Origin of the sequence: Aeromicrobium sp. Root495 (assembly GCF_001426755.1) — a bacterium.
Classification (GTDB): Bacteria; Actinomycetota; Actinomycetes; order Propionibacteriales; family Nocardioidaceae; genus Aeromicrobium.
In genome coordinates this window covers 220,015-233,466 of sequence record NZ_LMFJ01000002.1, presented here as the reverse complement: position 1 = coordinate 233,466, position 13,452 = coordinate 220,015, and the positions used below count along the sequence as shown (strand labels likewise).

At 64.2% G+C, this 13,452-nt stretch carries 14 protein-coding genes and 1 tRNA gene; 11 read left to right on the top strand and 4 right to left on the bottom strand.

Translation table 11 applies throughout. From position 1 onward, the window contains the following. Positions 1-48 precede the first annotated feature (48 nt). Positions 49-1,926 carry a hypothetical protein gene (locus tag ASD11_RS15195; RefSeq protein ID WP_056289492.1) on the bottom strand — a complete coding sequence of 626 codons (1,878 nt, stop codon included), beginning with the start codon at positions 1,924-1,926 and terminating at the stop codon, positions 49-51. A 145-nt stretch (positions 1,927-2,071) separates the two neighbouring features. Between ASD11_RS15195 and ASD11_RS15190 the strand changes: the two genes are divergently transcribed. From ASD11_RS15190 to ASD11_RS15185, 4 genes are all read left to right on the top strand, one after another. Then, positions 2,072-2,147, top strand: a tRNA-Arg gene (locus ASD11_RS15190). Positions 2,148-2,252: 105 nt separating this feature from the next. Continuing rightward, a complete protein-coding gene (locus ASD11_RS17900) occupies positions 2,253-2,567 on the top strand; it encodes a helix-turn-helix domain-containing protein (RefSeq protein WP_082554488.1) in 315 nt (104 codons plus the stop codon). Next, entirely contained in the window at positions 2,568-2,924 is a 357-nt protein-coding gene (locus ASD11_RS18960) for a helix-turn-helix domain-containing protein (RefSeq protein WP_082554487.1), read from the top strand. A gap of 95 nt (positions 2,925-3,019) precedes the next feature. Next, a complete protein-coding gene (locus tag ASD11_RS15185) occupies positions 3,020-3,217 on the top strand; it encodes a hypothetical protein (RefSeq protein ID WP_156464833.1) in 198 nt (65 codons plus the stop codon). Between the two features lie 20 nt (positions 3,218-3,237). Here ASD11_RS15185 and ASD11_RS15180 read toward each other — a convergent pair whose 3' ends face one another. After that, positions 3,238-4,440 (bottom strand): ATP-binding protein, encoded by a 1,203-nt coding sequence (locus ASD11_RS15180; RefSeq protein ID WP_082554486.1) that lies wholly within the window; start codon positions 4,438-4,440, stop codon positions 3,238-3,240. Positions 4,441-5,498: 1,058 nt separating this feature from the next. Next, positions 5,499-5,900, bottom strand: coding sequence for a hypothetical protein (locus ASD11_RS15175; RefSeq protein ID WP_156464832.1), 402 nt, complete (start codon positions 5,898-5,900; stop codon positions 5,499-5,501). Between the two features lie 294 nt (positions 5,901-6,194). Here ASD11_RS15175 and ASD11_RS15170 point away from each other — a divergent pair, with 294 nt between their 5' ends. Together ASD11_RS15170 and ASD11_RS15165 are read left to right on the top strand one after the other, a co-directional pair. Continuing rightward, positions 6,195-6,689: a hypothetical protein gene (locus ASD11_RS15170; protein WP_156464831.1), complete on the top strand. Its 495-nt coding sequence runs from the start codon at positions 6,195-6,197 to the stop codon at positions 6,687-6,689. A gap of 11 nt (positions 6,690-6,700) precedes the next feature. After that, positions 6,701-7,189 carry a hypothetical protein gene (locus ASD11_RS15165; protein WP_056289485.1) on the top strand — a complete coding sequence of 163 codons (489 nt, stop codon included), beginning with the start codon at positions 6,701-6,703 and terminating at the stop codon, positions 7,187-7,189. 323 nt (positions 7,190-7,512) lie between these two features. Here the strand turns inward: ASD11_RS15165 and ASD11_RS15160 are convergent, their stop codons facing one another. After that, positions 7,513-7,791, bottom strand: a complete 279-nt coding sequence (locus ASD11_RS15160) for a hypothetical protein (protein WP_056289481.1) — start codon at positions 7,789-7,791, stop codon at positions 7,513-7,515. 853 nt (positions 7,792-8,644) lie between these two features. On the opposite strand from ASD11_RS15160, the gene ASD11_RS15155 reads away from it, so the two are divergent. The 5 genes from ASD11_RS15155 to ASD11_RS15130 form a co-directional block, all read left to right on the top strand. Then, the gene (locus ASD11_RS15155; RefSeq protein ID WP_082554485.1) at positions 8,645-9,805 is read left to right on the top strand and encodes a thiamine pyrophosphate-dependent enzyme; all 1,161 of its coding nucleotides are present in this window, start codon (positions 8,645-8,647) and stop codon (positions 9,803-9,805) included. 1 nt (position 9,806) lies between these two features. Beyond that, positions 9,807-10,781, top strand: coding sequence for an alpha-ketoacid dehydrogenase subunit beta (locus ASD11_RS15150; RefSeq protein WP_056289477.1), 975 nt, complete (start codon positions 9,807-9,809; stop codon positions 10,779-10,781). An 11-nt stretch (positions 10,782-10,792) separates the two neighbouring features. Further along, positions 10,793-12,091 carry a dihydrolipoamide acetyltransferase family protein gene (locus ASD11_RS15145; RefSeq protein WP_056289473.1) on the top strand — a complete coding sequence of 433 codons (1,299 nt, stop codon included), beginning with the start codon at positions 10,793-10,795 and terminating at the stop codon, positions 12,089-12,091. Continuing rightward, positions 12,088-12,411, top strand: coding sequence for a hypothetical protein (locus tag ASD11_RS15140; protein ID WP_156464830.1), 324 nt, complete (start codon positions 12,088-12,090; stop codon positions 12,409-12,411). Before ASD11_RS15145 ends, ASD11_RS15140 begins: the two co-directional genes overlap by 4 nt. Positions 12,412-12,699: 288 nt before the next feature. Further along, a partial coding sequence (locus ASD11_RS15130; RefSeq protein ID WP_235503373.1) for a lipoyl synthase occupies positions 12,700-13,452 on the top strand: 753 nt, incomplete at its 3' end.

Here is a 13,452-nt window from a genome sequence, read left to right as displayed (position 1 = left end):
GTCCCCACCGAGGTGGGGACGCGGGGCTCCGTCGTGAGGTGTGCTGCCTCAGCCGATCTCGGCGACGAAGAAGGCGTCGCCCGACACGACAGCTCCGACCGACCGCGTGACCGTCTTGGTGGTGCGCTTGCGGCCCTGGAGCGTCGTGTACGACAGCCCCACCTGGTCGTTGCGCAGCTGCGTGCGCAGCGCCTCGAGGACTCCCGCGAAGGTGTCGGCGCCGGGGAGCTCGCTGAGGCCGTCCTCGAACTCCTCGAAGTCCTCGAAGTCCTCGTCGTCGTACCAGTAGTCCTGCACGCCGCCTCGAATGCTGAGGTAGGCCTCGGCGGGTCCCGAGGGGGCGCGCAGGGTGTACTCCGTGTACGTGCGCTCGACCTTGGCCTTGGCGCTGCGGGGCTCCAGGCGGACCCTGACCTTGAAGTAGCGGCCGCTGGGCAGGCTGACCGCGTACTCGTCGAGGTCCTCGTCGTACGCGAGGGTGCGCCAGGTTCCCTGGGACTTCACCTTGATCTTGCCGAACCGGTAGGCGCGGTAGTCGGAGGTGGGCTTCGTGGTCACCGTGATGCTCGTGATCTTCACGTCGGCGAAGGCCTGGCCCTGCAACGTCTGGGCGTCGGACGCGACGTCGTTGCCGACGGCGTCGGGCAGGTAGTCGGCGTCGCTGTAGCGGTTGGAGCGCGAGAGCGAGCCGGTGGTGCCGTCGGCCACGTAGTTGATGGTCCAGCTGGCCGTGGCCTCGCCGCCGGCGTACCGGTCGGCCGAGACGACGAGGTCGGTGGCCATCTGCGACGCGACGACGGAGGAGAGTGCGTCCGGGTTGGGGACGGTGGACCTGGAGGTGCGCGGACGCACGCCGTTGGTCGTGGTGGTGACGACCGTGCCCTCCGGCACGCCGCCCACCCGGCCGAGGACGCCGTTCAGGCCGTCGGCGATCTGGGTGCCGACGGGGGCACCCAGGTTGGCCATCTTGAAGGACCCGACGCCGGCGGCGCTCTGGATGCCGACGGCGCTGGCCGCGTGCATGGACTCCGTGGCGGGGGCGAAGTTGTTGGGGTGCCCGTATGCCAGCACGGTGTCGTCACAGACGGCGGACGCCGTGCCCACGGAGTAGTACGAGATGGCCCCGTAGGAGTCGGCGAACGCGACGTTGCCGCCCGGGACGATCTCGGTGGGTCCGCCCGCGCGTGAGCTGCCGCCCACGGCGAGCGGTGCAGCCTTGTGGCCGGAGCGGGCGGCGATCTTCTGGGCGAAGGTCGAGGCCCGGGAGCCGAGGGCGCCGAGGCCGCCGACGACCTGCGGGGCCTGGATGCGCTTCAGGGTGGCGGCGTCGCCGCTGACCGCGGCGGAGGCGCCGGCCTTGCGCAGCTGGGTCTGCTCGGCCCGGCTGACACGCAGGGTGTCGACCGGAGAACCGACGACACGGTCGCGCAGTTCGTAGAGGTCGGCCGCGGGGGTGACGCCGGCGCTGTTCGTGGTGCCTTCGATGAAGGTGTAGGAGACCGTGCCGATGAGCTGGCCGTCGGCGTAGATCGGTGAGCCGGAGATGCCGGACCAGACGCCTGCGTCGACCGTGCCGTCGGACTTGGTGATGCGCGAGCCCTCGAGGTCGAAGACGTACAGGTCGCCGGTGCTGTCCTCGACGGTCCCGCGGTACGTGGCCGTGAAGGTCTCGGGCGTCGTGGAGGAGTCGCGGGTCTCGCCGTCCTTCGCGTACCGGCCGGCCGTCGTGAGGCCCACGGCCTCCAGCCCGTTCTCCAGGCTCGAGGCCGGGAACGGAGCGGGGCACGGCCCCACGGACGGGGCGTCGGGCTCGGCCTGGGCGGCCGAGCTCGTGACGGCGAGTCCCGCCGCGACCAGCGAGGTCGAGGCGATCAACGCGACGACGGGACCGACCCGACGACGAGAGGAGCGGGGAGTGGTGCGCATGAGGGTCCTGACGATTGGGTGAAGGTGCTGTGCGCTGACCCTAAGGCTTGAGGGTGGGTCACCGGAGGCGTTTCGATGACCTGGTGGCCCGGTTTCACCCTTCGGGCGGTGCTCGGCTAGACTCGTCCGTGCCCTTCGGGGCGGCGCGCCCGTAGCTCAACGGATAGAGCATCTGACTACGGATCAGAAGGTTAGGGGTTCGAATCCCTTCGGGCGCACCAGGAGTGGTCCAACAAATTAGGGCCACCAGATCCAACAAATTAATCCGGCCCCTGACCTGCGTAAACGCGGGCAGGGGCTGAGGTTTACCCGGATCGAGGTGGGGCATGTCTGACGATGGAACAGAGGCTTCAACCCCGTTCGTCCTGGTGACGATTGCTGAACGGCTCGTCGCCTGTCGAAAGGCACGAGGTTGGACGCAGCAGGACTTGGCGGATCGTTCGGGCGTGCACCGAGTCAGCATCCTCAAGGCTGAAGCCGGCCGTATCGATCTGCGGGCGACCAGTCTTCAGCGTCTTGCGACGGCTTTAGGTGTCGACGTCGGCGATCTGTTCCCGAGGCTGCCGAGCTTGGATGAAGCGGCAGATCGAGGTCGCAGGGGCCATGCGACACCGACAGCGAGTGGCGGCGCGGCGACATGAATGTTGAGCCCCCGCACGAATCGGATTGGTCGCCGGTCTATGGAGACGAGGACACGGTCCTCGGCTCATCGCGACAAGGGGCGCAGTCCGCGCATGGGTAGGTTCCCCGATGGCGACTGGGCCTCCATTCCTGTGGATCTTGGCCGGCTGCTCGTTGCTGCGAGGTCGTCTGCAGGTCTGTCGCAGGAGGGCCTGGCTGCCGTTTCCGAGGTCAGCCGGGTCACGATTGCCAAGATTGAAAGTGGCAGGACCGACCCTCAGTTGAGTACCGTCTACAGGCTCGCCGCGGGTCTTGGGGTCGACCTAGGGGCGTTGTTGCCCGCCGATCCTCGACCGCGCAAACCCGGCGAAAAGTGACCGCCGCGAGTTACGCCCTCCACGAGCTCGGGTGGCGCTCCTTTCAGGACCTCTGCGGCGTGGTCCTCCAACAGCACCTTGGCAAGACGGTGCACATGTTCGCCGACTCCAACGATCTGGGCCAGGACGGCGGGTGGCAGGGACAGTGGGAGGAGTCGAGAGACCCTGCACTGATGACGGAAGCCGTCGGATCTGTCGTGATCCAGTGCAAGTTCAGCGTGAACGGTTCTGGCACCCTCACCATGAGCCAGTTACAGGACGAGCTCGAAAGTATGCCAGGCGCCTTCCGGTGACTTGTATTTGCACAACTGAGCTACTGCTGCATTGAAGCCTTTCGGCGAGCCAAGTATTCGGCGAACTTCGGCGCCGTGTAGCCGTACTGGCCGTTCTGAATCCGGTACAGCACTCCCTGCTCGGTCAGCCGACCCATGAGCACGTTGATGTTTCCTTGGCTCTTGTCGCTCCGGGCACGGAGGTCGGCCGTCCTCAGCGGAGGGTAGGGGCATTCCTCGCTGAGCAGAAGCAGGTCCTGCTCGCTTGGGGTGAGGGCCTCGATGCGTCCGACATAGAACTCCTCGTCGAGCCGCTCGTAGATCTGTCCTTCGATGGCGTCGAGCATGGTGATGTCGAAATGCGCACGGCCTACGTCCTTGGCTGCCTCCCAGAGTTCGGCACCCCACAGCTGGATAAAGAACGGATAGCCCTCGACCTCGTCAAGGACGCGGGCGATCAAGTCGTCGTCAGCGGTAACTCCTGTTCCCTCGAGGGGGACTACGAACGCATCACGCGCGGGACCAGGGTTCCCAGTAAGTTCGGCGATATTCTCTGCCTTGAACATCCGCTCCGAGTAGGTCCGGGCCTTCTGGAGGTTGGCTCGTAGCGTCGGCAGACCACATAGGACGAGCGCGATCGGTAACCCGGCCTCCTGCAGCGCGTTGACCGTTGCAACCAGCATGGAGAGCGGGTGCTCACCACCTCGATCCTTGTCGTCGCGAATGGCCTGGGCTTCGTCAAGAAGAAGGGCAAAACCCGCGTGCCCGGTCTCAAGCGCGGCCTTCACGGTCTGTAAAAGTGTCTCCGCCAGTTCCGCCTCCGAGTCGGTCCCTCCGGCAAGGCTGAAGGTGACGTCTTCGATGGTCACCTGCAGAAGTTCTCGGCTGGCTGCCACAACGTGGGTTACCTTCCCCTTGAGCGCTCGAGTCCGCGACATCCGGCGCTGCGCGACCCCCGCGAGCGACGTGATCAGATCGCGAAGCTCGGACTCGTTGTTGTGCCGGGGCTCCAACTGCACGCGAGCAACGGACCAATTCGCGTCTCTGGCGATTGCCTCTAGCTCCTTGAGCAAGACTGACTTGCCGACCCCTCGCAGTCCGGTAAGTCTGAGGTTCGCCGGGATCTCAGGCGCCGCGCCAAGAATCTTCGCGAAGCGAGTCATCTGCGCCTGCCTGCCGGCAAGGTGAAGTGGAGCGGTAGCCGCGCCGGGTCTATATGGATTCTTGCCCAGTTTTTCAGCCATAACACACACTCCTTTAGGTCAAGCAATTCTAACAGAATACTTGTTACCCCTGGAAGACCGAGTCAACCCGCAGTCCGAACAGACACGATCTGATGCCTGTATCACCCAAATGTCGCGAGGTCGTAGGAGCCGACAGCGTGCGCGGAGACCGCTTGCTTCGGCGCCACACGCACAGCTGCGAGGATGGGCGGCCGGTGCCGCCTAGGTGCTTATTCCGCAGCGCTGAGGGCAGAGTTCGGTTCGATCGCGGACACCAGGAATCCCTTCGCAAGTGCGGTGAGATGGGAAGTGAGTTCTGCCTTGAGTATTCGACTGCAAGCACAACCCAGTTTTCTCCCGCAAAGCTGTCAGTCAGGAAGCCAGCGGCAGCCGCTGCCTTCGACTGGCGCCAGGCAGTCCGGGAACTCCCACCATCGCCTCCGTCGAGGCAGCAAGCGGGGTCGCCGTCTCGCGCGGGTCTGGACGGGAGAACTCAGATGTGCGCCTAGACGAAAGCTCAGCGAACAGGTCTCGGAAGTTCGGCTTCCAGGCGCGCAACGGACTCCTCGGACAGCGCCCTGCACGGCAGTGAGCTCGTGACGGTTAGGGCGTCCGCACTCGCTCCTGGGTCCGGCACAACATCCACGCGAGAAGGGCCCCTCGACCCGCGAAGGGCACCTGAATCATCAACGCGGACGTCAAGTCCCGCGCGAGTGAGCGCTGTCAGAGCCGAGGCCTCAAGTTTCGACTGGGACACTCGCCCTTGGAGACCCACCGGCACTTCGATCACGTAAGCCATTTTCGTCGGGCTTCCCTTGCAGCGCATGTAGTGGCCTGTGCTGACCGGTACTGGGTCCCCAACCTTCAAGACGCTCCCGAGTTCCCCCATCACCTTCAGGTGGAGCACGTCGGTCTCTGACACGAGACGCTGGTAGGTCTGCATGTCAGTCGGCCGAGAACACGAAGCCAGCGCAGCGAGCAGTCCCAACAGGACTCCGATCGCAAACTTGCACACAGTGCGAGGGTGCCACCCCTGAGGTGCAGACAGTGCCCTTACTAATGTTGGGCGGCTGCCGCGCTCAGGCCCAGATGCGTGCGTAAGCCCAGACTAGTAAGCCGAGCGGGGCGAGCACCGCAGTCATGAGAATCAGGAAATCGAGACCCCTTGACCGACGAGAGCCGTTCCGGTCCGGGAATGTTTGAAACAGTAGTTCGGTGTAGGTCATGGCGACAGCCATCAAGCCAAACGCCACTGCGGCCAGTGTTAAAGAGTCGACTAAGCGATTACTCGATCCGGCCGCGATGACGCCAAGGCTTAGGCACTCAGCGAGTACTAGCACGGCGATAGCTACGAGGCCCCAGCGGAATCCGCCATCGTCGCTGTCTTCCGAGTCGAGTGCGAACCTCTCCACGGCCAGAGCGATCAAAAGAACTGGGACGAGGTTCGCTGCGACATTGAAAAACTCCGGGGTGAGAGGCACCACCCCACGCTATGTCAGGGCAGCTTGGTTTCCCCGGCCCGAGGGTCTGCCAGTCTCGCCCAAAAAGAACGTAACGTTGAACTCTCCTCGTAAGTTGGTGAGGTCGGCCAAGGAGCGAACTTGTGCCGTTGGCACCGACTAGACCTGGAGGTGACTGAGACGGAGACCTTGATAGTCGATACGGCCTGCCCGGAACTCCTGGTGAGGAGTTGCCACAACCCATTCGGGCCGATTCGTTGACTCCGCACCGACCTGAGCGAACACTGGTGGCCAGACTCTTGAAGGGGCAGCGTGATGAATCGGTGGATCCTGGGGATCGTGGTCGTTGCCGGACTGGTAGCCGGTTTGGGTGCCTCGCCCGCGTTTGCCGCTGGATCCCACCCCACGAGCTACTCGAAGATCTTCGGTAATAGCACCTCGTGCGCGTATGGGCGTGCCTCGATCAACGACGATACCTACAAGGCCGGTGCCAAGACCTCGAACTTCGCTGGGTGCGACACTTCGAACGCCACCAAGAACGTCCCGGCAGGCTACCTAGGCGCTCAGTCGATCATTCGCAACAACAACACCGGCGCGACCTGCGGGACGGCCACGGTCCAGTACAACAGCACCTCGACCTGGACCAAGGAGCGTGTCACCTCGATCACGAGCGGGTCCGAGTCGAACTGTCCGCTCCCGGGGTACTACTACGGCGTCTCCTACAACCTGCGGGTATCGGATGCCGGCGACACCTACTACGTCACGAAGCAGACACCCAGCGCCTACTACTTCGACCTGCGCCGGGCTTGAGGAGAGCTGACATGAAGAAGATCTCATGGAAGACCGGCCTGGCCGCAGGTGTGGTGGCGATCGTGGGCGGCTTCGCCGGCGGCAACGTCATCGCCGCAGCCGCTGACAACAACGACGCGCACCTCCCGGTTCCGTCCGTGACGGACGGGAAGTTCCCGGCAGGCGTCGCACCTCTCCAGGTCATCGGCAACGGCAAGACCGCCGGCGACTGGAATCCCGGAACACCCGTGAAGAATCGCCCCGACTTCCTGCCAGTAGTCCTAGAGGACGGCACCCACGGATATGTAAAGCGAACCGACATCGATGATGAGCTGGTGCTCCCCGAGCTACCCGACGGAGTCGTCGGAAAAGTCGACCCCCAAGCCCTCGCCGATGCGGCACGTCGCCAGAAGGCTGTCATGATCCAGCCCAATGCCGAAGGCGAGGTGTGGGCGCCGGTCTACGCCGCCGACGGAGTGACTGTCATCGGCAAGAAGCTCATGGACTCAAGGACGCCGTGACGTCGAGCGCGCGATCGGAAGAGGCCAGCACCGCGATCACGAAATCGGAGTAGTCACCCCCGTCTAGTTCGGCAGACGTTCGTCGCCTTCAGACGGCACGGCGACTGTGATGCTCACGGTTGCACAAGCGTCTCGGGCCGGACGACTCGTCCGCACCGGTCAAGGTCGAACCTGCGAAGAAGTCGCCGAAAAGGACGCAGGCGCCAGGGACGAGATCGTCACCGTGGACCAGGCGGACGAGGACTCCGTCGAGTTCAGTCAATGCGACGAGATCTGACACCCACTTCGGTTGATCGCAGGGAACGGCCGGTCGACTTAAGGGGCTACGAGGCCACGTTGGCAAGGAGCCAGTCGTTGAGCTTCTTCGAAAGCCCGAAAGATGCCCAGTTCTGACCGTCGACCCTGATGACCAGGAGGTCGTCGTTTGAGTCAATGTGTTCGCGCGCTCCGTCCCGCAGCTCACCAGCGGTCAGTTCCGTATTTACGAGAAAGCTGCTCTTGAGGGGCTTCGCCCAGTTCGCGTGCGACTGGAGGTACTCGATCAGGTTCGAATAGTCCTGACCGGCCTGGTTGAGGTCGTAGTTGACCCAGTGGACCGCCATCGCGGGTCCTTTCGTTTGAGTGAGGCTTACGACTGACTCATCCCACGAAGGCGTTCACGATCACACCTGCCCGCCAGATTTCTGTTGTGTTCTGGTCGTGGCAGGAGTCAGCAACCGAGTCCACATAGTTGATTGATACTCGGTGCTGAGATCGCGATGATGCTCGGTCTCGAAAGGCGTGTGCTCTTGGCGCTGTCGGGGAACTCGGAATGCTCGGGACGCGACGGTGGAGCGACGGCGGGCCCGAAGCTGCTCCTTCGTCGTTGCCGTTCTGCCCACCTCGGTCGCCACTTGTGGCGGCCTGCTTGTCGAACTGCGTAGTTCGGCACCAGTTCATTGACGCTGGGTGACCCAGTTTCCAGTATTGGCTCAAGGAATGTCACGTGTGACCCACAGGACACTCAAGCCGCGGGCGGCCGAGCCAAAAGCTCTGACGTCTGCATGAAGGAAGTTGTGCAGCCATGAACACGACCACTCTTGACCGCCCCGGGGCGCGCGGGGCCGACCTCCGGATGCATTCCCGCTCTGTTGAGGCGGTCGAGGTCCGCGCGACACCTATGCCCGACGTTTGTCGAAGCCTGTCTGTCGACAGCGACCTCCAGAAACACGCGCGGCGAGACACCCATACGTCCCCCCGACGAGCACGGCACAACCCGAAAATCCACTCAGGCGGCTTGCGGTACCGGCGCCGACAGTCCTGTGCACGCCCCAGCCTCTTGGCAACGTCCCCCGCGCCCCTCGAAGCAGCCGCTGAAAGTCCGTGGCGAGTCGCGGACCAACCCGTTGCCCGCGTCGGCTCCAAGACCGAGCCGGCAGGCCACGTCCATGCCGACGTGCTCGTCAGGAGCCAACGATGACGGTGACCGCCGAACCCACCACGACCAGCACACCCGAAGGGACACCCTCAGTGCCTGTCACCAAGTCCAGCGACATCCTCGAAGCGCGCCAGAACGATCCGACCTCGACCGCACCGTTCCAGCTCGTGGAGGAGAACGGAAACCCCACACGCGCCGGGGACGATCTGGGCATCGATCTCGAACTCGCTCAGCAACTCCACACCGACATGGTCTTGGCCCGCCGCCTGGACCACGAGGCCCTGGCCCTTCAGCGCCAAGGGGAACTGCACCTCTGGGTCATGAGCTGGGGGCAGGAAGCCGCCCAGGTCGGATCGATCAGGGCGTTCCGGGACACCGACCGCGTGTTCCCGAGCTACCGCGAGCACGCCGTCGCGATGTGCCGAAAGATCGCACCGGCCGACATCCTGCGGCAATGGCGTGGTGCGGCCCACTCAGGCTGGGACCCGAAAGAGTCGAACGTACACATCAACTCCCTCGTCCTCGGCACCCAGACCCTGCACGCGACCGGCTATGCCGCTGGCGTCCGACTGGAAGGCTCTGACGAGGTCGTCGTGACGTACTTCGGAGACGGTGCTGCGAGCCAGGGCGACGTCAACGAAGCATTCAATTGGGCCGCCGCCGGCTCCCTGCCCATCGTGTTCTTCTGTCAGAACAACCAGTGGGCCATATCGACACCGACTACAACGCAGATGCGCACACCGCTCCACGTCCGCGCAGCCGGGTTCGGAGTTGCCGGGTACCACGTCGATGGCAACGACGCCTTGGCCGTGCACGCCGTCACCCAGCACGCCACGGCCAGGGTCCGGTCCGGAGAAGGTCCAGCGCTGATCGAAGCAGAGACCTACCGTCTCGCCGGGCACTCAAGTTCGGACGACCCGAAGCGCTATCGAACCGACGAGGAACTGTCCGCCTGGCAGGCGAAGGACCCCATCACCCGGTTGGAACGCCTCCTACGCAACGCCGGAGTAGGTGAGCGTCACTTCAGCGACCTCGAAGGCCGCGCAGACACCTTCGCGGCAGAGGTCCGCGAACAGTGCAAATCCATTCACGGCGACGATCTCGCCACCGTCTTCGAACACACCTACGCCGAGCCTCACCCGGTCATGCGATCCGAGTCCTCGCAGTACCTCGCGCGTCACGACAGGACGGCGGGCTGACATGGGCACCAAGTACGCCCTCGGCGCTGCAATCAACGCCGGACTACGAGCGGCAATGACACGGGACGAGAAGGTCATCGTTATGGGGGAGGACATCGCCACACTCGGTGGTGTCTTTCGAGTAACGGACGGGCTGGCTGACGACTTCGGAACAGACCGCGTCATCGACACCCCACTGGCAGAGTCCGGCATCGTGGGCACCGCCATCGGCTTGGCTCTGCGTGGGTACCGACCGGTCTGCGAGATCCAGTTCGACGGATTCGTGTACCCCGCCTTCGACCAGATCGTGAGCCAGCTCGCGAAGATGCGAGCCCGCTCCCAGGGCCGCCTCTCCCTACCGATCGTCATCCGGATTCCCGTCGGAGGTGGTATTGGCGCAGTCGAACATCACTCGGAGTCCAACGAGGCCTACTTCGCCCACACAGCAGGTCTACGAGTCGTCTCCTGCTCCAACCCCGACGACGCGTTCCACATGATTCAGCAGGCCATCCAGTCCGACGACCCCGTCGTCTTCTACGAGCCCAAGAGACGCTACTGGGACAAGGCCGAAGTGTCGGACGAACCCAGCCGGTCCCTCCACGAGGCCGCCGTCCTCCGCGAGGGCACAGACTGCACACTCGTCGCACACGGACCTACCGTGACTACTGCCCTGGACGCCGCCGCCGCCGCGCATGAGGACGGCTTCTCAGTGGGAGTGGTCGACCTGCGCACCATCTCACCGCTCGACGCCCCAACACTGCGCAAGGTCGCAGCCCAGTCCCACCGCGTCGTAGTCGTCCACGAAGCCTCGACCTTTCTTGGCATTGGAGCGGAGATTGCGGCGACCGTCACCGAAGAGTGCTTCTACGAACTCGAAGCCCCTGTCCTGAGAGTGGGCGCCTACAACCTCCCGTACCCGCCCGCCCACATGGAAGACCGCTTCCTTCCTAACGTCGACCGGATCATCGAGGCCGTCGACGCCAGCCTGAACTACTAGGAGATACCGAAGTGTTTGAGTTCAAGCTTCCTGACGTCGGCGAAGGCCTCACCGAGGCCGACATCCTCGACTGGCAGGTCACACCCGGGGACGCAGTCAAGGTCAACCAGACACTCTTGGAGATCGAGACCGCCAAGTCGGTCGTAGAGCTTCCGTCCCCCGTCGCCGGAACAGTTTCCATCCTTCACGCGGAACCCGGGCAAACCGTTCCCGTCGGCACAGTCATCATCACGATCGACGACGGCACCGCCCCGTCCACGCCGCCGCCTTCGCCCACAGTCGCCGACGACGCCACCACCGACCAGCCCGAGGAAAAGCCTCTGGTACTGGTCGGAACCGGTCCTACGGCTGCAGTCCCGCGGACACGTCGCCTCACCCGCACCAGACAGGCGAACGAGACCTCGAAGGGTCCAGACTCGAAAAGCCCAGACGCCCAGCCCGAGGGCGCAGGCAGAGCCAAACCCCCGGTCCGACTCCTGGCCAAGCAACTCGGTGTAGACCTAGCATCCCTCGCTCCCTCAGACGGGAACGTCATCTCCCGACATGACGTCGAGGCAGCAGCCGAGGCACTGAACGAACAACCCCCCGCGGTCAAGGGCAACGTAGACGGACGCGAGACCAGGATCCCCATCAAGGGGGTCCGCAAGGCGATCGCCGCAGCCATGACCAGTTCCGCCTTCACCGCACCTCACGTGACACTGTTCCTCACAGTCGACGTGACCCGCACGATGGACCTATTAGCGAAGCTCAAGGCGGACCGCGCCTGGACAGGAGTCCGTCTCACACCACTGGTGCTCGTCGCCCATGCTCTGCTGATGACAATCCGTCGCTACCCAGGCATCAACGCCCGCTGGGACGAGGACGCCCAGGAGATCGTAGAGCCGCACTACGTCAACCTCGGCCTGGCCGCTGCAACCCCACGAGGCCTGATCGTCCCCAACATCAAGGAGGCGAACGACTTCGACCTCCGTGGCCTCGCCGGCGCCGTAGGTGAACTAGTGGCAACAGCCCGTGCCGGCAAGACCTCCTTGGAGGAGATGTCCGGAGGCACCATCACCATCACCAACATCGGTGCCCTGGGCGTCGACGCGGGAACCCCGATCCTGAACCCGGGTGAGGCCGCGATCCTCGCCTTCGGGAACGTTCGCGACACCCCATGGGTCGTCGACGGCGAGCTTCGGGTCCGCAAGGTCACCCAACTGGCTTTGTCATTCGACCACCGCCTGATTGACGGCGAATTGGGGTCGAACGTCATGGCGACCTTAGGCCGTCTTCTGGAGGACCCCAGCGAGGCCTTCGTTCTCTCGTGAGACCGGCACGAGGGCTTCTCGAATCAGACGAGGACGTCTCCGGACTCCTTGTGCTGACGGTGTACTCCCGCCGCAGCGTCACCGTTGGCTGCAGAGTTCTGCAAGCCGTCGCCTCACGAGAATTCCTGATCGAACGGTTCATCGCAGACTTCAGCAACTTCAACCACAAGAAGGTCAAAGGTCTCGAGCAGGTGACTGACGACGTCATGCGAACGACGGTCGTCATTTCGTTGCAACATCCCGCAGACCAGGATCGCATCGGAAAATCCCTCAACCGAGTCGTCGACGTCTACAAGGTCGAACACACCTACAGGATCTGATCAGATGCCACCGACCTCCCGCCCCCTCGACCTCCAAGCCAGGTCTTCCTGGTTCGCGACCGCCGCGCACAAGGTCAAGGCCGAAGACCGCGACCCCGCGCTGGGCTCACTCGTGCCCTGGGGAACCGTCCATTGGAAACGGCTGGGCTCCGCCCTGACAGGGTGCGGCATCCCCTGCCTGACGTGGCCAGTGTTCTTCGACGTCGACGTCCGTGAACGTTCGCTGGACATCTGCCCCGAATGCCGACGGCTAACCACGAGCGACCAGACCCCGCAGGAGTGCTGAGCATGTCGAGTTCGAGCACACCAAACCCTGAGGGACGCAAGATGTTGCGGCTCGAGGTCCGCAACGCCGAGACTCCCATCGAGAAGAAGCCCGAGTGGATCAAGACCCGCGCGAAGATGGGTCCTGAGTACAACGAGCTCATGAAGCTCGTGAAGGGCGAGGGCCTGCACACGGTCTGCCAAGAGGCCGGTTGCCCCAACATCTTCGAGTGCTGGGAAGACCGCGAGGCCACCTTCCTCATCGGCGGCGAGCAGTGCACCCGTCGGTGCGACTTCTGCCAGATCGACACCGGCAAGCCCGAGGACCTCGACCGCGACGAGCCCCGCCGTGTCGCGGAGTCCGTGCAGAAGATGCAGCTGCGCTACTCCACCATCACCGGCGTCGCACGTGACGACCTGCCCGACGGAGGCGCCTGGCTCTACGCCGAGACCGTCCGTCAGATCCACGAGCTCAACCCGGGCACCGGCGTCGAGAACCTCATCCCCGACTTCAACGGCAAGCCCGACCTCCTCGAGGAGGTCTTCGACTCGCGCCCCGAGGTCCTGGCCCACAACCTCGAGACCGTGCCGCGCATCTTCAAGCGCATCCGCCCGGCGTTCCGCTACGAGCGCTCGCTCGACGTCCTCACCCAGGCCCGCGACTACGGCCTCGTGACCAAGTCCAACCTCATCCTCGGGATGGGCGAGACCCGCGAGGAGGTCAGCCAGGCCCTGCGCGACCTGCACGAGGCCGGCTGCGACCTCATCACGATCACG

Excerpts from the sequence above, each read along its gene's own strand:
- ASD11_RS15195 (WP_056289492.1), bottom strand. The coding sequence starts at position 1,926 with ATGCGCACCACTCCCCGCTCCTCTCGTCGTCGGGTCGGTCCCGTCGTC.
- ASD11_RS17900 (WP_082554488.1), top strand. The coding sequence starts at position 2,253 with ATGTCTGACGATGGAACAGAGGCTTCAACCCCGTTCGTCCTGGTGACG.
- ASD11_RS18960 (WP_082554487.1), top strand. The coding sequence starts at position 2,568 with ATGTTGAGCCCCCGCACGAATCGGATTGGTCGCCGGTCTATGGAGACG.
- ASD11_RS15185 (WP_156464833.1), top strand. The coding sequence starts at position 3,020 with ATGTTCGCCGACTCCAACGATCTGGGCCAGGACGGCGGGTGGCAGGGA.
- ASD11_RS15180 (WP_082554486.1), bottom strand. The coding sequence starts at position 4,440 with ATGGCTGAAAAACTGGGCAAGAATCCATATAGACCCGGCGCGGCTACC.
- ASD11_RS15170 (WP_156464831.1), top strand. The coding sequence starts at position 6,195 with ATGAATCGGTGGATCCTGGGGATCGTGGTCGTTGCCGGACTGGTAGCC.
- ASD11_RS15165 (WP_056289485.1), top strand. The coding sequence starts at position 6,701 with ATGAAGAAGATCTCATGGAAGACCGGCCTGGCCGCAGGTGTGGTGGCG.
- ASD11_RS15160 (WP_056289481.1), bottom strand. The coding sequence starts at position 7,791 with ATGGCGGTCCACTGGGTCAACTACGACCTCAACCAGGCCGGTCAGGAC.
- ASD11_RS15155 (WP_082554485.1), top strand. The coding sequence starts at position 8,645 with ATGACGGTGACCGCCGAACCCACCACGACCAGCACACCCGAAGGGACA.
- ASD11_RS15150 (WP_056289477.1), top strand. The coding sequence starts at position 9,807 with ATGGGCACCAAGTACGCCCTCGGCGCTGCAATCAACGCCGGACTACGA.